This window comes from Pseudomonas umsongensis, assembly GCF_012647205.1.
Lineage (GTDB): Bacteria > Pseudomonadota > Gammaproteobacteria > Pseudomonadales > Pseudomonadaceae > Aquipseudomonas > Aquipseudomonas umsongensis.
The window spans coordinates 2,988,367-3,005,939 of record NZ_CP051487.1 but is presented as its reverse complement, the minus strand read 5'-3'; the positions used below and the strand labels follow the sequence as shown (position 1 = coordinate 3,005,939).

The window sequence follows — 17,573 nt, the reverse complement described above, 5'->3', positions numbered from 1 at the left end:
TTCACTATGACGTAGGTAAAGATTAGCTCACCGACAGCTCACGACACTCATCAAGCGCCCGCCGTGACCTGGCCCATCGCGCCACGCAATGAAGCGAAGGCCTCGATGATCCGGTCAATTTGTTCAGGTGTATGGGCCGCACTGACGCTGCAACGCACCAGGGTGACGGCGCCGGGGGTCGCGGGAGGAAGGACCAGATTGACATAGACGCCCCTCTCTATCAGCGCCCGCCAAACGGTCAGGCCCTCTTGAGGCGACTCCAGCATGACGGCAATCACTGGACTGGCCTGCGGTCCCAACTGGTAGCCTGACTCTGCCAAACCTTGATACAGCCGTCGGGCGTTCGACCACAGCTGATGCCGCAGCTCCGGGCGTTCCTTGATGGCCGCCAGCGCCGTCCTTACCGAGGCAATCGCCGAGGGGGCTGGTGAAGCGGTAAAAATATAAGGTCTGCTGGCGTAGCGAAGCAGGTCCATTTGCGCGTCGTGACAGGCGGCGAATCCGCCGACGGCGCCCAGACTCTTGCTGAACGTTCCCAACAGGATGTCCACCTCCGAGTCCACACCCAGCTCCTCGGCCAGGCCTCGCCCGTTGGCCCCCAGGACGCCAAAGGAATGCGCCTCGTCAACCAACAGGTAACCTCCAAGGCGGCGCTTGACCTCGACTATTTCTCTGAGCGGAGCCTGGTCGCCCAGCATGCTGTAGATCCCTTCCACCAGGATAATCGCTTCCCGCGCGCGTTCGCCGAGCCGGACCATGCGCCGCTCCAGATCAGCGACATCGTTATGGCGAAAACGGATGATCTCCGCGCCTCCCAGCTTGCAAGCGTCGTAGATGCTCGCGTGGCAGTCAGCGTCAAGCAACACGACCTCGCGCGACCCTGCCAACGTCCCGATGACAGCCAGGTTGGCGACATAGCCTGTCGAGAACACGATGACGGAACTTCGCCCCAGGAAATCAACCAGTTCCTCTTCCAGCGCGCTGTGTCCGGCGTAACTGCCGTTGGCCATGCGAGAACCGGTAGTGCCGGTGCCTTCTAGCGCCAGTGAGCGCTGCGCCGCCTTGATGCTGGCGGGGTCGAAGGTGAGTCCAAGATAATTATTGGTGCCGGCGAGAATGACCCTTTGCCCCTCAATACAGCCCTCGGTGGGGGAATACATCTCATCGATGCGAATTCCAAAAGGATGGATCTGTGTGCCACAGAGACTGGCGCGCTCAGCTGCCAGCTTGCCGAACTTGTCAAACAGTCCCATTTTTACGCTCCGTCAGGGTAAGAATGGCATGAGCCAACTGGTCGGGAGTGTGCACGTCCATCAGGATATTGAGAGGGATCGACATTTTGAGCTCGTCCTCCAATACCCACAGCATGTCCATCACCTTTATCGACTCCATCCCCAAGTCTCCGGTCAGATCGGAATTCGGTTTGATTACCATTCCAGATGGTGCAAACGGCTCGATGATCTCCATGACTTTTTTGAGTATCGCTTCTTCTGTGATCATCGTGGATCTCCTGGGGTTCAGTCGTTCTTCGCCGCTCAGTACAGATGATTGCGCAATGCTTGCCCTAACAGAATCTGCGGCTCCCAACCCAATACCGCGCTGATGCGGGCATTGCTGCAAGTCCAGTCAGGGTGCATCAGCTCATTGACTTTACCGGGGGTCAGCATGGGCGCCTGGCGGGTGAAGCGCGACAGCACCAGGTTCGCTCGTGCGATCCCCTTCAACACCTTGGCAGGCACTACCGCTTGCCGTACCGGCGCATTGCGGATATCGGTGGCGATGCTGGCCAGGCTTGCCCAGTCGTACCCTTGCGCCTGGCCATCACATAATTCAAAGGTCTGCGATTGCATGACAGGCGCATCCAACCACTGCATGACGGCACTGACCAGATCGTCGACATGCAGAAAGCTAAGCAGTGAATCGCCTTTACCGGGCGTGACCAGCCAGCCCCGCAGGAGCCACTCGAACACCGGGCGCAACTCGCGGTCGCCTGGTCCATATACGGCGGTTGGCCTGAAAATGCACACGGGTATCGTCCCGGCCGCCTCCCTGACCTGGCATTCCCCTTCGAATTTGGAAGCGGCGTACCAGGACAATGTCGGATAGCGAGCGGCAAGGGACGAGATCAGCAAAAAACGCTCGCAACTCCCACTCATTCGCGCCGCCTCCATCAAGCGCTTGCTGCCCTGCACATTGACCTCGTCGAAGTCTCGGGCATTCCTGCCCCTGACCTTCCCTGCGCAATGAATGACTGTATCTGCCCCCCTGGTGAGCTCGGCCAGGGCCTGTTCATCTTCCAGTGTTCCGATGATCCACTTTGTTCCATCCGCTGTCATTGCGCTCCTGGAGCGAGCCAGGGCACGGACCTCCACGCCACGGGTGATGAGCCGTTCGCGTAGGACACTGCCTATGAAGCCAGTCGCGCCAGTGAGCGAAACAACGCGAGCACTCACGTCACCTCCAGCGCTGGATAAGGAAGGTCGGTGTTCGCCTGGGCCAAAAATCGTTCAAGGGCTTCGGCACGGGAAGGCTTGCCCGAGGAGGTTCGCGGCAACGAGTGAGGAGGCACAAGGTGCACGTCAGCAGTGAGACCGAACTCACTGGTGATCTTCGCCACCAGGGTACGGACCAGGCGTTCACGACCTTCTGGCTCACGGATGCGGCATTGAATCTGGACTACGACCTGGGTCTCATCATCGACGGGAACGACGAACACAATCGCATCGCCGGGCCTCAGTTCAGGTTCGGATTCCACCAGGTATTCAATATCCTGCGGCCAGATGTTGCGACCGCGCACAATCAGCAAATCCTTGCTCCGACCGGTGATATGCAGTTCACCCTGGGACAGGTAGCCCAGGTCACCGGTGTTCAGCCAGCCATCTTCCAGGACTGCCCAGGTGCTCTGTGGGTCATTGAAATAACCTGACATTACGCTGGGTCCCTGGACGAATATCTGCCCTACCTCACGCTCCGCAACCTGCCGCCCCGCAGCGTTGCGGATTTCCACGCGATGGCCGGGCAAAGGGGCGCCACAGTTGGTGAAAGCGCAGCTTGCCGGATCATCGGCGGCGCTCGCCTGCGCCCTGAGCTGATGCTCCAATACCGAGCGCGCGACATGGTCCACCTGCACCCCCACCCCGCGACGGGCGAAGCTGACGGCCAGCGTGCTTTCCGCCAGACCGTAGCAAGGCGTGAAGGCAGCCGGATCGAATCCGGTGTCGAGAAAACACTCGGCGAAACGGCTTAACACCGATGCCCGAATCGGTTCTGCCCCGATCCCCGCCACGCGCCAGCAGGAGAGATCCAGCGGCGTTTTTTCCAGGTCCCGGACTCGCCGGGTACAAAGGTCATAGCCAAAGGGCGGCGCCACCGAGACAGTGGCTCGATTCTGGCTGATAAGCTTGAGCCATTGCCCGGGCCGAGTGGCGAAATCCCGGGTGTGCAAGTAGTCGACAGTCAATTGCGCCGCCATGGGCGCCAAGACAAAACCCACCAGCCCCATGTCATGATAAAAGGGCAACCATGAGGCGCACCGATCCCCTGCGCGAACGCCAACACCGTCCACGACGATGCCTCTGATGTTGGCCATCACCGCACGCTGGGTAATGATCACGCCACGCGGGAAGCGGGTACTGCCGGAAGTGTATTGCAGGTAGGCGATGTCCTCCGGCACGACCGTGGGTAACGTCTGCAACGCGGGCAATTCGCCCAATGCCTCAAGCGTCCCGACGAACACCTGCCGGGTGTCCCCCAGTGCTTCGCGGATATAGGGCAGCCATTCCTCCACCCCCAAAACGGCCGCCGGCGTGCAATTGGCGAACAGCCCCTTCAACTTGTCCACATAGGAACGATGGCTTCCCAGGCTGGCAGGAACCAGCAGAGGAACGGCGATCAAGCCAGCGTACTGGCAGGCGAAAAACGACTCGATAAAGCTTGGGTGCGTATCGGCGATGAGCGCAACCCGATCGCCTTTGTTCAACTTGAGCCCAAGTAGGCGCTGGGCAATCGAGACAGCATTACTTCTGAGCGTTGAGTATTCGAGCGCTGCATTCAAGCGGCAATGTCTGTCGTAGAAGTTCATCCCGCCCAGGCCTGAAGCGGCATAATCGAGTGCTTCCACCAGCGTGGGAAAGTCCGCTAGACGTTGGGTAAGTGCCTGGTTTGAAAAGGTCGCAGACATAAGAAGACACCCATCCATTTAGCCAAGTAAGGACAAGTCAAATAGCGTATTTATCACCTGCGCCAGTAAAACACGTGCCGTTCTACTGCCCTCAAAACCGATTCCATGGAGTCGTGGCCCCAAGGATATCCGGCTCAGCCTTTTCAATTATTTACAGAGCCTAACGCAATACTAATCGGCATCTGGATGAGCGCAAATTTTTTCCCGGATGAGCGACGACCGGCGAGTAATAATCGCGATGAAAGCTTCTCGTTCTCAAGCGTGATGTTTATCACAAAGTGCGCTGATTACTGTAATACAGCTCACTTAAGCGTGGGGTTGTAGATAAGAATTGGACGGGGTGTATATCCATTGCTGCGGTAACGACGGCTTATGGTTTCGCTTTTACAGCGACTCCCTTTTTCAAACGCCGGAGTGCCGGCCCAGCAAAAAGGAAGCAAAAGGCTTTTGCCCCACCACTCGGTGCCTCGCTTGGGCTCGGCATGCCCTCTCTCCGGCATTGCTCCGTGGGTCGCCGCGATGGGCCGTCCCTGGCCCAGCGCGGCTAAACCGGCGTTCGGCCATCGTGGTTAACGGGGCGCCCGCGATCAAAAGCAAAGCGAGGCGGCCTTAAAGCCGACCTGACTTTGACAGGTGTACCTTGATCCCCTACTGGCGATTGATCGTTCCCACGCTCTGCGTGTGAATGCCGCCAGGGACGCTCCGCGTTCCACTGACAACGCATTAATTGAGTCGTGCGCAACGTTGATGCGGGGGCGTCACAAGAAGCCCTGTGTGAAATTGGTTGTCGGAGTGCATATCCATTGCCGCGGTAACGGCGGCTTATGGTTTCGCTTTTACAGCGACTCCCTTTTTCAAACGCCGGAGTGCCGGCCCAGCAAAAAGGAAGCAAAAGGCTTTGCCCCACCACTCGGTGCCTCGCTTGGGCTCGGCATGCCCTCACTCCGGCATTGCTCCGTGGGTCGCCGCGAAGGGCCATCCATGGCCCTGCGCGGCTAAACCGGCGTCCTGCCGGTTTACCCACTGCGCAATGCCTGCGTTCGGCCATCGTGGTTAACGGGGCGCTCGCGATCAACAGCAACGCGAGGCGGCCTTAAAGCCGACCTGACTTTGACGGGTGCACCTGAATCCCCTGTAGGAGCGAGCCTGCTCGCGAAGGCGGCAGCACATTGATTGATCGTTCCCACGCTCTGCGTGGGAATGCCGCCAGGGACGCTCCGCGTTCCACTGACGACGCATGACATGAGCCGTGCGCAACGTTGATGCGGTGGGCGTCACAAGAAGCCCTGTGTGAAATTGGTTGCCTGCGTACATATCCATTGCTGCGGTAACGGCCACCTATGGTTTCGCCCTTACGGCGACTCCCTTTTTCAAACGCCAAAAAGGAAGCAAAAGGCTTTGCCCCACCACTCGGTGCCTCGCTTGGGCTCGGCATGCCCTCACTCCGGCATTGCTCCGTGGGTCGCCGCGAAGGGCCATCCATGGCCCTGCGCGGCTAAACCGGCGTCCTGCCGGTTTACCCACTGCGCAATGCCTGCGTTCGGCCATCGTGGTTAACGGGGCGCCCGCGATCAACAGCAAAGCGAGGCGGCCTTAAAGCCGACCTGACTGTTACGGGTGAACCTGGATCCCCATGTAGGAGCGAGCATGCTCCGGGCGGCGTTCCGACGATGGTCGTTAACGATAACGCTGGGCAACTGTCAGCCCGCGGTGCTCTCAGGTTTTTCGCGAGCATGCTCGCTCCTACAGAAGGTACGCGCATGGCTTCCGATCAGGCCGGCCGGTCGGCCGCCTCGCTTTTGATTGTGATCTGGCTTTTGATGTTCTTGCCCCCTCGAGAGGCCGAGTGGAGGTTCTGCGCAGTGGGTAAACCGGCAAGGATGCCGGTTTAGCCGCGCTGGGCCAGGGATGGCCCATCGCGGCGACCCACGGAGCAGGACCGGAGCGAGGGCATGCCGAGCCTTAGCGAGGCACCGAACGCCAGGGGCAAGAGCCCTTGGTTACTTGGGGCTCTTCCAAGTGACTCGCTGTAAGAGCGAAACCATAGGCGGCCGTTACCGCAGCAATGGATATGTACTCAGTCACAAATCCCCATTGGCCGCCAGGACGCCATCGCCGGCAAGCCTGGCTCCTACAGGTAAAAGCGAAACCCTAGGTGGTCGTTACCGCAGCAACGGATATGTACACCTGAAAGACAATTATCGTCTGCCAGCACGCCTTCGCCGGCAAGCCTGGCTCCAACAGTAAAAGCGAAACCCTAAGTAGGCGTTACCGCAACAACGGATATACACCCAATCCAAACATGCACCTGCAACCCCCAAACCTAAAGTGAACAGCATTACACGGATTACCGAGCTTTTACTGGATCACTGGCACCCTTGTTTTCTGCACGTACGCCCTACGCCAATACTTCAGCTACGCTCTCTGAGGTACTAAGAAAGGGATACGAGTTCAACTGCTTCGGACTTTTGTGGCCAACGATGATCAATAAGAAGTTGCCAATCATTACGCGACCCGTCCTCACAAGCCTGGACCTCAAGACATTCATCAGTTTCCCCGGCACCCTGTATCGCAACGATCCTTGCTGGATCGAACCGATTCATTACGAGCGCCATGAACTCCTTTCGCAAAAGAATCCAGCCTCCCCTCACCTGACGTGGCAGGCGTGGCTGGCCTGGTCGGGAACTGAAGTGGTGGGGCGGATCACCGCACAGATCGACAGCCTTCACCGGCAATTACACGGCCATGATTCAGGGCACTTCGGAATGCTGGAAGCCGTGGACGATCCCGCTGTATTCGACAGCCTGTTCGCAGCGGCAGAAGCCTGGCTGCGCGAACATGGCGCTGCACGCATCACGGGCCCCTTCAACCTGACCATCAACCAGGAAAGCGGCTTGCTGGTAGAGGGATTCGATCATCCCCCTTCCGCCATGATGGGCCACGGACAGCGTTTTTATGACCAAAGGCTCGCCGCCCTTGGCTACCGGCAAGCCAAGGATTTGCTCGCCTACTGGATGCGCACCGATCAATTGCATTTCCCGCCAGCGTTGTCTGCGATGATGGCGCGCGAGCGAAAGCGCGTGGTGATCAGGCCGCTGGACCCGCGTCAGTTCCGGCGGGACATGCGCATCCTGCGGGAAATCTTCAATGACGCCTGGAGCCGCAACTGGGGTTTCGTCCCCTTCACCGAATCCGAATTCTACGAGCTTGGCAGCCAATTGAGGCTGCTGGTCCCCAAGGACTTGCTGTACATCGCCGAAGTCGATGGCGAGCCCTGCGCGTTTATCGTGGCCATGCCTAACATCAACGAGGCGATCGCCTCGCTCGACGGGCGCTTGCTGCCCTTTGGCTGGATACGCCTGCTGTGGCGGCTTTACGTCAAAGGCGCGCGGACTGCACGCGTGCCCCTGATGGGCGTCAAGCAGGCTTACCAGTTCAGCCGATTGGGGCCTGCACTCGCCCTGCTGTTGATCGAAGCGCTCAAGCCGCCCTTCGTCAAGCGCGGCATAGAAGCCCTGGAAATGTCGTGGATCCTGGAATCGAATGCGGTGATGCGCAAGATTCTCGAACAAATCGGCGCCACCGCCTACAAGCGCTACCGGATCTATGAAAAGCACATTTGAGGTCAGGCCGTTCACCGCGCTGGTCCTGGCTGCTGACCGGGGGCCGGCCGACCCCGTTGCTGCCGTGGCCGGGACTTGCTGCAAGGCATTGGCGCCGGTGGCGGGGGTTCCCATGGTTCGTCGAGTCGTCGAGGCGCTGGCGGCCAGTGACCGGATCGACCGGATCGTACTCGTGGGGCCTGCGCGAAATTTAATGGCGCAAGATGCCTCGTTGGCGCAACTGCTGGACTGCGCCAGCGTCAGTTGGCTGGAACCTGCCAACTCCCCCAGCGCCAGCGCGGCGCTGGCGCTGGCGCGTCAACCCGCAGACAGTCCCGTGTTGGTGACCACGGCGGATCATGCGCTGCTCAGTCCGCAGATCGTCGACTATTTCCTTGCGCAGGCGACTTCAGGCGGCCATGACTTTGTGGTGGCGGTAACGCCGCTGGACACGGTGCTGGCGGGTTTTCCAGGAACCCGGCGCACCAGCATCCGGCTTCGCGGCGGTCCTTATTGCGGCAGCAACCTGTTCGCCTTCATGACCGAGGACGCGCGACGTCTCGCCAGCTACTGGCAACGGGTCGAACACGATCGCAAGCATCCCAGGCGGGTGATCGCCGGCGCTCTGGGCGTCGAGGGAGTACTGCGATATTTGTTGGGTCGATTGACCCTGGAACAAGCGCTGCAACAGCTTTCCAACCGGTTGGGGGTGAGTCTCGGGGCGGTGGTCATGCCCTTCCCGGAGGCCGCTATCGATGTCGATTCGCCGCTGGATTATCAAATGGTGGAGAGAATTCATGCCCAGAGAAATCAATCGATACCGAGCGATACCTGATGGATCCTGGCGGCAGGAATGCTCAATCGCCCCAGCGCGGCATGGGCAAGGCGACCGGCCGGGATCCAGGGCATGTTCCTGATCGAACGCTACGTGATCGCCGAGATCCGGCGGCCGGTGATCGTGATGGTCAGCATCCTGGTGTTCATCTTTGCCAGTTATTCGGTAGAGCGGTATCTCGCTGACGCCGTCGAGGGCACTCTCGCCTTGCAAGCGGTACTGGAGATGGTGTTCTACAAGGTACTGATTGCCCTCGAAATGCTAGTGCCGGTGGCGTTGTATGCCTCGGTGACCCTGGCGGTGGGACGCCTGTGCCATGATTCTGAAATCATTGCGATAGCCGCTTCGGGTGCAAGCCCGCTGCGGATCTATCGGGCCGTCCTGTTGCTGGCCATTCCGATCTCGCTGGCGGTGGCCATGCTTTCGCTCTACGGGCGCCCCTGGGCTTATACGCAGGCCTATGTGCTGGAACAGCAATCGCGAACAGACCTGGACGTCAATCATCTGCAGGCACAACGGTTCAACCTGAACAATGAAAACGGCAGGATGATCCTGGCAGAACGCATTGACCGGACTGATGGCCGGCTCCACGATGTGCTGATCTATGACCCGGGTGACTCGAAAACCCGTGTATTTCGCGCCAGGCAGGCGAGGATCCTGGATCCGAATCCGGACGATCCGATCGTGGAGTTGACGCAAGGCCATTCCTATTTGCTCAAGCACAGTGCTTCTCGGGACATTTCGGAAAAGTTCGAGCATATGCGGCTGCACTTGCTACCCATCGAACGGGCCGCCGAGGGTAAGCGCAAGGCCGCCCCCAACGAAGTGCTGCAGGCTTCCAGCGCGCCCTCGGACAAAGCTGAATTGCAATGGCGCCAGACGCGGGGTGTAAGCGCCATGGTCCTTGCATTGCTCGCCATTCCGTTAAGCCGTACCCGGCCCAGGCAGGGACGGTTTGCGACCCTGCTGCCCGTGACCGCCGTCTTCGCGGTGATCTACTACGCAGCGGACATCTGCAAGACGATGGTGGGCAACAGCACCCTGCCCTTGTATCCGGGCTTGTGGACAGTGCCGCTGCTGATGAGCCTGGCGCTGCTGGTTTTCCTGGCGCGCGACCTGGCAAACTTTCGGTTCGGCTACCGATGAAAGTCCTCGATCGCTACATTACCCGCCATGTGTTCTTCGGTTTTGCGGCCGCGGCAGCGCTGCTGCTACCGTTGTTCACCACCCTCGACCTGGTGGGTGAATTAGACGACGTGGCGCCCGGCGGGTATCGGTTGAGCCAGGCCATCGAAGTCGTGTTCCTGACGCTGCCGCGCCGTGTCGTCGAGCTTGGCCCCTTTATCGCCCTGCTGGGTGGCATTGCCGCGCTGGGGCAATTGTCAGCCACCCGGGAACTGACGGTCATGCGCGCCACCGGGCTGTCGATTGCCCGGATCGGGTTCACGGCGACATTGGCCGGTCTCGCGCTAGCGCTGTCATGGGCGGCGCTGGATGAGTGGGTGGCCTCTCCCCTGCAGCAAAATGGCCTGGAGCTGCGCAACGAAGCCATCGCCGCCGGTGCGCAGGCGAGCAACGATCAAGGCAGTGTCTGGGCTCGACAGGACGATCAGATCGTCCGTATTGGCAATCTTGCGCACAAACGGTTGCCGGTCAATATTGAGATTTTCAGGTTCGATAACGACCGCTCACTGGTTTCCTACATCTTTGCCGAGACGGCGGACATATTGGACGCAGGCCAGTGGCGTTTGAACAATGTCCAGGTGAAACAGTGGGACCAGGGCGCTGAAACGACGCAACAACTCGACCAAATGCCCTGGCGTTCGATTTTTGGCAGTGCGCGATTGGGCGACATTACGCTGCCGACCGAAAGCCTGTCTGCCCGCCAGCTCTACCGTTACATCGCGTACCTCAAAGGCTCGGGCCAGCCCTCGGCACAATATGAAATGGCGATGTGGCAAAAGCTCGGGCGACCGATCCTGACCCTGGCGATGATCCTGTTCGCCATCCCGTTTGCCTTCGCACAACCGCGCTCGCCCAACCTGGGTGCACGGCTGGCTTTGGGTGCGCTGGTCGGGTTAATGGTCTATGTAAGTAATCAGATCATCGTAAACCTCGGTCTACTGCTAAAAATGAACATCCTGGTCACTACTTTGGGGCCGGCCCTGGTCTTGCTCGCAGTGGCTATTGTGATCGTGGCGTATCTGGACCGGGGCAGTCGTTGAAACCGTCATGCTGTTCAATGGACAGGGCGTTGGCGCCCGCTCCTTCAATCAATGTGATTCGGCGCAGGCGCAACCAACCATGAAGACTCCCGTATACCTGATCTGCAGCTGCCCGGTGCGGCTGTGGGGACTGACCTCCAGGGAGCGAGTGGGCCGTATGCTCGCAAAGTTTCCCAACGCCCATCTGTGCAACGCGAACGATCCGTTGCCGGCGCAAGGCGAGGTGGTCCTGCTGCGCGAGGATTACCTTTACGACGACCGCGTGCTCCAGGGGCTGCTGGCAACGCCTGAGATCGCGCTACAGGACCCGCGCACCGGCACCATTGTCGCCGCCCACGCCAGTGTCGAGCGGCTCGCCCACTTGCCCAGCCTGGACACTGACGCCGTCGCCGGATTACGCAAAGTGGTTCCCGGCACCGTGGCCACCGCGATGCAGACGCAACTGCGCAAATTCGATCCTCCCTGGGTCGCGCAGATCACCGCCGCCAACCAGGCGCATCTTGAGAAGTCTCTGTTCAACGGCTCCTACAAGGGCGTCACCGATTTCATCACCCGGGCGATCTGGCCTGTCCCTGCTCGCTGGGCCACCGTCTGGTGCGTGCGGCTGGGGCTCAGTCCCAATCAGGTCACGGCAGCCAGCTATGTCCTGGCCATCGCCGCAGGCTTTCTGTTCTGGCATGGATTATTTGGCGCAGGCCTGCTGGCCGGCTGGTTGATGACGTTCCTGGATACGGTCGATGGCAAGCTGGCACGCGTCACCGTGACCTCCACGCGCTTCGGAAACCTTTTCGACCATGGCCTGGACCTGATTCACCCGCCGCTCTGGTACATCGCCTGGGGATTGGGCTACGAGGCGACCTGGGATTCGGCCATACCCCTCGAGCCTGTGCTCTGGGCCATTTGCCTGGGCTATATCGCAGGCAGGGTTTGCGAAGGTGCGTTCAAGCTGGCCGCGCCTTTTTCGCTGTTTCTCTGGCGCCCCTTCGACTCACTCAACCGGCTGATCACCGCGCGGCGCAACCCCAACTTGCTCATACTGACCAGCTTATGGGCGTTCGATGCCCATGACACGGCGTTGATCTGGGTGGCCGTCTGGACCTGCGTCTCGACGCTGATCCTGGGGGTGCGCACGATGTCCGCCCTTGTCTTGAAGCACCGAGGCCAGCCGCCACAGCCCTGGCTCAGCCGAATCGACATGAGCGCTGAACGCGACCGCTTGATCGTGCGGATGTTCGCGCCCCGCTCGGGCCTCAATGATGCATGAAGCCTGCCCGCCGCCCCCTGCGAAGCTGCTTGAACAGATCAGGGAGCAGTGCACGCAGCCGATGCCCGACGAGGTGCAGGCCATTGTCCAGGCATTGCACACACGCCTGGGCGATACATTAGTGGCGCTGCTGGTCTACGGTTCATGCCTGCGCAACGGCGATCTCACCGATGGCCTGGTCGATGTGTATGCGCTGGTCGATAGCTACGCTCACGCTCATCACTCGCGCTTGCAGCAGCTTGCCAATGCCTGGCTGCCACCCACGGTGATCCTCGTCAGGGCTGCGGCGGCCGATGGGCAAATACTCCATGCCAAATGCGCCATCCTGTCGCTGCAGGACTTCGAGGCGGGTACCGGTTCATGGTTTCAAAGCTACCTCTGGGCCCGCTTCGCCCAGCCCTGCCGGCTGGTTTATTTCAAAGACGAGGAAACGCGCAAGCGTATCCATTTCGCCCTGGCTCAAGCCGTGATGACCCTGATGGGTCGCTGTGTCGCCACGCTGCCGGATCGATTCGACAGCTTCACCCTTTGGGAGAAATCCTTGTCGCTGACCTACCGGACCGAGCTGCGTCCTGAATCAGCTGATCGCCCCAGGCAGCTCGTCAGGCATGACATGGACTATTATTCGCGCATCACCCAGGCAGCCGCGCCTGCGGTGAAGCAAATGGCGGCCTGCGCGGGCGAAGAAGACAGATATCGCAACCTTTGCCCGATGGCCACGCGCCGAGGTAATGAACGTCTGTGGAAATGGCGGCGGGTCCAGGGAAGAACCTTGAACGTGGCGCGGTTGGTCAAATCCTTTTTCACCTTCGAAAATGGTGTCGACTACCTCATATGGAAGCTGGAACGCCACTTGGGTGAGCCTGTCGTCGTGACCCATCGCTTGCGTCGTTTTCCACTGCTCTTCGGCTGGCCATTGCTCTGGCGCCTGCTCAAAAGCCGCCGGCTTCGCTGAAGACGTTGCTGCTCGCAATGCGAAAAATGGAGGCACCCCATGAACAGTGGCAAAGAACGTGGTCAGTGGCACCAACGGACGACAAATTAAGCGCCAAGCCCTGTCGGGTATAGAGGATGTCCAGCAACGATGACCCGTCTCCTGCATATTTCCGATACCCATTTCGGCACCGAACAGCTCCCCGTCATGCAAGCCTTTGAAACATACGTCAAGGCCCACGGCGCCGACCTGGTCCTTTTCTCCGGGGACATCACACAGCGCGCCAGACGCGGGCAGTTCGCCTCGGCGCAGGCATTCATCAACCGCATCAAGGGCTATGGAATACCGAAAGTACTGACCATCCCCGGCAACCACGATATCCCCATGTTCAACCTGTTCGCGCGCCTGTTTTCACCCTACGGGAACTATTACAAGTACATCGACAGCAACCTCGCACCCGTTTTCGAGAATGACGATGCCTTGATCATTTGCTTGAACACAACCCACCCGGCACGCCGAAAAGATGGCAAGGTCACTGCCCGGCAAGTCGAGGAAGTGGCTGAACGGCTACAGAAATGCGATCCGCAAAAACTGCGCATCGTCGTCGCTCATCAGCCGTTCGGCGCAATCGTCGCCAGCGACCAACGCAATCTGCAGATCGGTGCAAGGGCTGCACTGGAACGCTGGGCCTCGTCCGGGCTCGACCTGGTGATGGGGGGGCACATCCATCTTCCCTATGTGCTGGCACTCAGCACGCAATACGGCGCATTGTCCAAGGAAATATGGGGGGTGCAGGCGGGAACGACCCTCTCGTCACGTTTACGTGGCAATGCCCCCAATTCGTTCAATCGAATCCATCTGGACAAACTAACAAGGCGCGTCACCGTCGAACGCTGGGAATATTCTGCCTTGCGCGACACCTTTGAGCCCAGCATCGAGTCTCATTGTGACTGCCCGCCTGGTCGATAGACGAGCTTGAAACCCCAACCTCAGGAGCAGCCCTACTCTCCCTCCGCGAGGGTAATTGCCGTCCCTTGCTTGCGGCATACCCAGGGCCTGACCAGTGCCTGCGCAGCTCTGAGATCGGCAGGAAAGTCCAGCTCGGCCCAGCCCAATCCTTCGATGGACTGCGCGAACACTTGCCCGGTAGTCCCTGCGAGGTGATCGATGATGCTCAAGTACCACCTTTGCAGGGCTTCAGGACGTCGCATGCTGTCTTCCAGCGCACTACGAAACAGTGGTCCTCCACCGGCCTGAAAATGCATCATGCCGATAGACTCCCCGTCGACATGATCGAGCGGAATCAGTTTACCGATGGCGCTGATTCGATCACCGATCAGTTGGACTTTCATATCGTCGCTGTCGTACGCCAGTTTCTTGTCGACCGCGAGCGTAATCGCCCTGGCAGGTGCATCAAGCAATCGCTCAAGGACTGGGTGGTCGAATAACGTATCGCCATTAAGCAGGATGAAATCGTCATGCATGATCTGGCGAGCCATCCAGCAACTGGCCAGGTTATCGGCAACTTCAAAGAACGGGTTGTAGATCGTGGAAATGACGCCAGGCCCGTAACGTTCGTTCAGCACCCGTTCGACCTGCTCTGCTCCATAGCCGATGACCGCGGTGATCCGGCTTATCCCGGCGGCCATCAGAGCATCGATCTGCCACTCTATGACCCGCTGCCCACCGACCTCGATCAGGCACTTGGGGGTGTTCGTCGTATAGGGAAGAAGCCGTCGTCCCTGGCCGGCGCTCAACAAGATTGCAGCTGTACGGGTGCGTTGTTCGAATAGACCCATTTCTCCCGGGCTCCCATTTAAGGATTTGAACGAGCAGGACCCTGCGATCATTTAAAGACATGGTTGGAAGACTAGAACAATCCATTCGCTGAGTTAAACCTTTCGACACCCGCCCATCGCCTCGATTCAAAAAAACACCGCACGCAAACTTTATCCTCGACTTGCGTATTTCGCTCTATGCTGTGGAGATTAATGTTCCGAGGAAACGCCCATGCGCCTGGAGGGTTCAGCACAGTCGTCCTCAAGCATCGGTACCTATGACCCCGCTACCCCAGGGGACATTGGGGAACACATCGCGATACCGCGCATCGAGCCGATCGTCTTGGCAGCCCGAGCCGGGGCACCGCAGGCACCTGCCGTGCGCATATTCCTGGGTACCGAACCTGCCCAATATCGCGCTGAGCGCATGTTTGTCTATGCGCTGGAACAGGTGCGCAACCCGGACCGCCGTTATGAGGTCTACCGCATGACGGGCCTGCCCGGCTTCAACCAGGCGGGCTGGCGTACCGGCTTCACCAATTACCGCTTCGCTATCCCGGACCTGGCGGGGCGCCACGGTCGCGCGCTGTACAACGACGTCGATCAACTCTACACCGCCGACCCGGCCGAACTGTTCGACCAACCGATGGGCGAGCACGGCTATCTGGCGCTCGCGCCCAGGGAAACGGCCGTCATGCTCATCGACTGCGAACGGATGCGCTGCTGCTGGAACATGCAAGCAGCCACCACGACCAGCAAAAAAAAGCTGCATGCGCTCGCCTCCGAGATACCGGGCTGCTTCGGCGTTCTGGATGCCATCTGGCATGCTCGGGACTTGGAATACAAACACGGCGAGTCCCGGTTGCTGCATTACACGACGCTGCATCTACAGCCCTGGAGACCTCTGCCGGCGCAATACAGCTATCAGATTCATCCCTACGCGGAAATTTTTCTCAGCCTTGAGGAAGCGGCGGACGCCAGTGGGTATGAGCTCTACACGGCAGCACAGCCCAGTCCGCGATTCGTCCACTGCAGTCGGGAAGCCACCACTCTACCGGCGCTTATCCCGCAAGATGCCAGGCTGCTCAGTCGCAAGCTGCAGTGTACGAATCTCGGATTGATCGGGCGCTGGCAACCCACGGAGGCGCACGGCCCAACGGTCAGGCAATTGGATATCGAGCAGCTTCGCCAGGTCGATTTACCTCCCCAGGATTTCATCGCGGCCCAGGGTCTTGAAAAGCTGCCGCCGGAAGACTTGCCCTGGGTCATGGATCGACTGTTCAACCAGGCTTCCCGATTGCTTTATATTCACGCAAGGCTCAGCGGTGATGGTTCGATGACCAGCTCTGTCAGCGGCTGGCGACGACTGCTGCGGCGCATCGCGCGGCGCTATCCGGATCGTTGCTGGCAGCTTGATTGCGTGGACGAAAAAGGCCACACGCAACGCTTCGTCGCGGACTATGCATTACGGCGCAAAGCGGCCGAAAACCCCAAGGTCTGGGTGCTACTGAGTCAACATGCCGGCGACAATGCACAGCTGATAGCCATGGCCGACGCACTGGGTTGGCCCTACGAATGCAAACAGATCACCACACCCCCACGCCCTTATCTGCTCGACGCCCTGTTGGGCACCCGGTTGCCCATACGGCCAGTCCCGGGCCTGAGCGCGCCCTGGCCAGACCTGGTATTGAGCGCAGGACGGCGCTGCGCCCAGGTTGCCCAATGGATCAAGCATCGCTCCAAGGGCACGGCAAAACTGGCCCATGTGGGACGTGCCCAGCTCCCGTTGTGGCGCTTCGACCTGGTCTTGTCGACCCCGCAATATGGGCTTGCCCTGGCAGACAACGTAGTGGACCTCCCTGCCCCGTACATGAATCCGCGTACGCTGGATCAGGCGCAACTGGAGCTATGGCGACAGCGCTTCACTTCGCTGCCTCGCCCTTGGATCGCCGTCCTCGTGGGAGCCAGTGCCGCACCTTATTGCATGGACACGGAATCAGAAGTTCGACTTGGCCGTGAAGCCAATGCCGCGGTCAAGGCCCTGGGTGGCTCGATCCTGTTATCGACCAGTCCGCGCTCATCGGCGACAACCACCGACGCGTTGCTGTCTGCCATTGACGTTCCATGCTGGGCGTATCGATTCGGTGAGAGGCAAGACAATCCCTACCCTGCATTTCTCGCCCTGGCGGATGGATTTATCGTCACCGGCGACAGCCTTTCAATGCTCACAGAGGCCTGCATGACCGGGCGTCCGGTTGCGGTATTTCCGCTGCCCATCCAACGCAAGGGCAAGGCCCGGCTTCGCCACTCACTGGAGCAACGACTGGGGGTCATCGACCGGACAACGGGGGTACGTGGCACGCCCAAGCAGCAGGAGGGCTTCAGCAGGTTCTATTTCAAGCTCGTGTCGGGCGGATTGATCAGGCGCGAACGACAATTCGAACAGGCGCACATCGCGCTTGGCGTCATGCCCCTGCCACAAGGGCTTTTGCAAGCGCCTTTGGTTTCCCCGCAATTGCTCGCCAGCGCACGCGAACGCGCCATTAACGCCATTCGCGGGTTGATATCCGGCGAACGCCCGTCAAGTGATTGATCAGCCCCCGCCAATAGCGCAACCGCTATTACTCGCCCCGGGGAACCTACCCCCATATATGGGGGGGTAATACCCGCTTCGCACCGGCGTTCTTCCTGGAGAAATGGCTGAAAGATGCACCGCCCAAGCGCAGCGTTGCATTGGCATGGATGCTGCTATTCA

13 protein-coding genes are annotated in these 17,573 nt (G+C 59.8%); 8 read left to right on the top strand and 5 right to left on the bottom strand.

Annotated features, from left to right (window positions below):
- Positions 1–50: 50 nt before the first annotated feature.
- Genes spt through HGP31_RS13695 form a run of 4 tightly spaced genes read right to left on the bottom strand, consistent with a single transcriptional unit; the run spans position 51 to position 4,180 of the window.
- On the bottom strand, positions 51–1,253 hold the full coding sequence (spt, locus tag HGP31_RS13710; protein ID WP_083348912.1) for a serine palmitoyltransferase: 1,203 nt from the start codon (positions 1,251–1,253) through the stop codon (positions 51–53).
- Complete coding sequence (locus HGP31_RS13705) at positions 1,240–1,500, bottom strand: acyl carrier protein (protein ID WP_168757945.1); 261 nt, start codon at positions 1,498–1,500, stop codon at positions 1,240–1,242. Before HGP31_RS13705 ends, spt begins: the two co-directional genes overlap by 14 nt.
- A gap of 35 nt (positions 1,501–1,535) precedes the next feature.
- Entirely contained in the window at positions 1,536–2,453 is a 918-nt protein-coding gene (locus HGP31_RS13700; RefSeq protein WP_168757944.1) for an NAD-dependent epimerase/dehydratase family protein, read from the bottom strand.
- The gene (locus tag HGP31_RS13695) at positions 2,450–4,180 is read right to left on the bottom strand and encodes a fatty acyl-AMP ligase (protein WP_168757943.1); all 1,731 of its coding nucleotides are present in this window, start codon (positions 4,178–4,180) and stop codon (positions 2,450–2,452) included. Before HGP31_RS13695 ends, HGP31_RS13700 begins: the two co-directional genes overlap by 4 nt.
- 2,480 nt (positions 4,181–6,660) lie before the next feature.
- Here HGP31_RS13695 and HGP31_RS13690 point away from each other — a divergent pair.
- The 7 genes from HGP31_RS13690 (at position 6,661) to HGP31_RS13660 (ending at position 14,009) form a co-directional block, all read left to right on the top strand.
- Complete coding sequence (locus HGP31_RS13690) at positions 6,661–7,803, top strand: hypothetical protein (protein ID WP_020801069.1); 1,143 nt, start codon at positions 6,661–6,663, stop codon at positions 7,801–7,803.
- Positions 7,787–8,617 (top strand): nucleotidyltransferase family protein, encoded by an 831-nt coding sequence (locus HGP31_RS13685; protein WP_033045678.1) that lies wholly within the window; start codon positions 7,787–7,789, stop codon positions 8,615–8,617. Before HGP31_RS13690 ends, HGP31_RS13685 begins: the two co-directional genes overlap by 17 nt.
- 18 nt (positions 8,618–8,635) lie before the next feature.
- On the top strand, positions 8,636–9,763 hold the full coding sequence (gene lptF, locus HGP31_RS13680) for an LPS export ABC transporter permease LptF (RefSeq protein WP_240963546.1): 1,128 nt from the start codon (positions 8,636–8,638) through the stop codon (positions 9,761–9,763).
- Positions 9,760–10,842: an LPS export ABC transporter permease LptG gene (gene lptG / locus HGP31_RS13675; RefSeq protein ID WP_168757942.1), complete on the top strand. Its 1,083-nt coding sequence runs from the start codon at positions 9,760–9,762 to the stop codon at positions 10,840–10,842. The genes lptF and lptG overlap by 4 nt, the downstream gene beginning before the upstream one ends.
- A 79-nt stretch (positions 10,843–10,921) precedes the next feature.
- The gene (locus HGP31_RS13670; protein WP_168757941.1) at positions 10,922–12,106 is read left to right on the top strand and encodes a CDP-alcohol phosphatidyltransferase family protein; all 1,185 of its coding nucleotides are present in this window, start codon (positions 10,922–10,924) and stop codon (positions 12,104–12,106) included.
- A gap of 121 nt (positions 12,107–12,227) precedes the next feature.
- The gene (locus tag HGP31_RS13665; RefSeq protein ID WP_237750045.1) at positions 12,228–13,061 is read left to right on the top strand and encodes a hypothetical protein; all 834 of its coding nucleotides are present in this window, start codon (positions 12,228–12,230) and stop codon (positions 13,059–13,061) included.
- Positions 13,062–13,190: 129 nt separating this feature from the next.
- Positions 13,191–14,009 (top strand): metallophosphoesterase family protein, encoded by an 819-nt coding sequence (locus HGP31_RS13660; protein WP_168757940.1) that lies wholly within the window; start codon positions 13,191–13,193, stop codon positions 14,007–14,009.
- Positions 14,010–14,041: 32 nt separating this feature from the next.
- Here HGP31_RS13660 and HGP31_RS13655 read toward each other — a convergent pair whose 3' ends face one another.
- Entirely contained in the window at positions 14,042–14,839 is a 798-nt protein-coding gene (locus HGP31_RS13655) for a phosphocholine cytidylyltransferase family protein (RefSeq protein ID WP_020801076.1), read from the bottom strand.
- Positions 14,840–15,050: 211 nt separating this feature from the next.
- Here HGP31_RS13655 and HGP31_RS13650 point away from each other — a divergent pair, with 211 nt between their 5' ends.
- Positions 15,051–17,411: an ELM1/GtrOC1 family putative glycosyltransferase gene (locus HGP31_RS13650; protein ID WP_168757939.1), complete on the top strand. Its 2,361-nt coding sequence runs from the start codon at positions 15,051–15,053 to the stop codon at positions 17,409–17,411.
- The last annotated feature ends 162 nt before the right edge of the window (positions 17,412–17,573 follow it).

Bases quoted from the DNA above. Each gene is read 5' to 3' on its own strand.
- HGP31_RS13685 (WP_033045678.1), top strand. From the start codon at position 7,787: ATGAAAAGCACATTTGAGGTCAGGCCGTTCACCGCGCTGGTCCTGGCT.
- HGP31_RS13660 (WP_168757940.1), top strand. From the start codon at position 13,191: ATGACCCGTCTCCTGCATATTTCCGATACCCATTTCGGCACCGAACAG.
- spt (WP_083348912.1), bottom strand. From the start codon at position 1,253: ATGGGACTGTTTGACAAGTTCGGCAAGCTGGCAGCTGAGCGCGCCAGT.
- HGP31_RS13670 (WP_168757941.1), top strand. From the start codon at position 10,922: ATGAAGACTCCCGTATACCTGATCTGCAGCTGCCCGGTGCGGCTGTGG.
- HGP31_RS13650 (WP_168757939.1), top strand. From the start codon at position 15,051: ATGCGCCTGGAGGGTTCAGCACAGTCGTCCTCAAGCATCGGTACCTAT.
- lptF (WP_240963546.1), top strand. From the start codon at position 8,636: ATGCTCAATCGCCCCAGCGCGGCATGGGCAAGGCGACCGGCCGGGATC.
- HGP31_RS13690 (WP_020801069.1), top strand. From the start codon at position 6,661: ATGATCAATAAGAAGTTGCCAATCATTACGCGACCCGTCCTCACAAGC.
- lptG (WP_168757942.1), top strand. From the start codon at position 9,760: ATGAAAGTCCTCGATCGCTACATTACCCGCCATGTGTTCTTCGGTTTT.
- HGP31_RS13655 (WP_020801076.1), bottom strand. From the start codon at position 14,839: ATGGGTCTATTCGAACAACGCACCCGTACAGCTGCAATCTTGTTGAGC.
- HGP31_RS13695 (WP_168757943.1), bottom strand. From the start codon at position 4,180: ATGTCTGCGACCTTTTCAAACCAGGCACTTACCCAACGTCTAGCGGAC.
- HGP31_RS13705 (WP_168757945.1), bottom strand. From the start codon at position 1,500: ATGATCACAGAAGAAGCGATACTCAAAAAAGTCATGGAGATCATCGAG.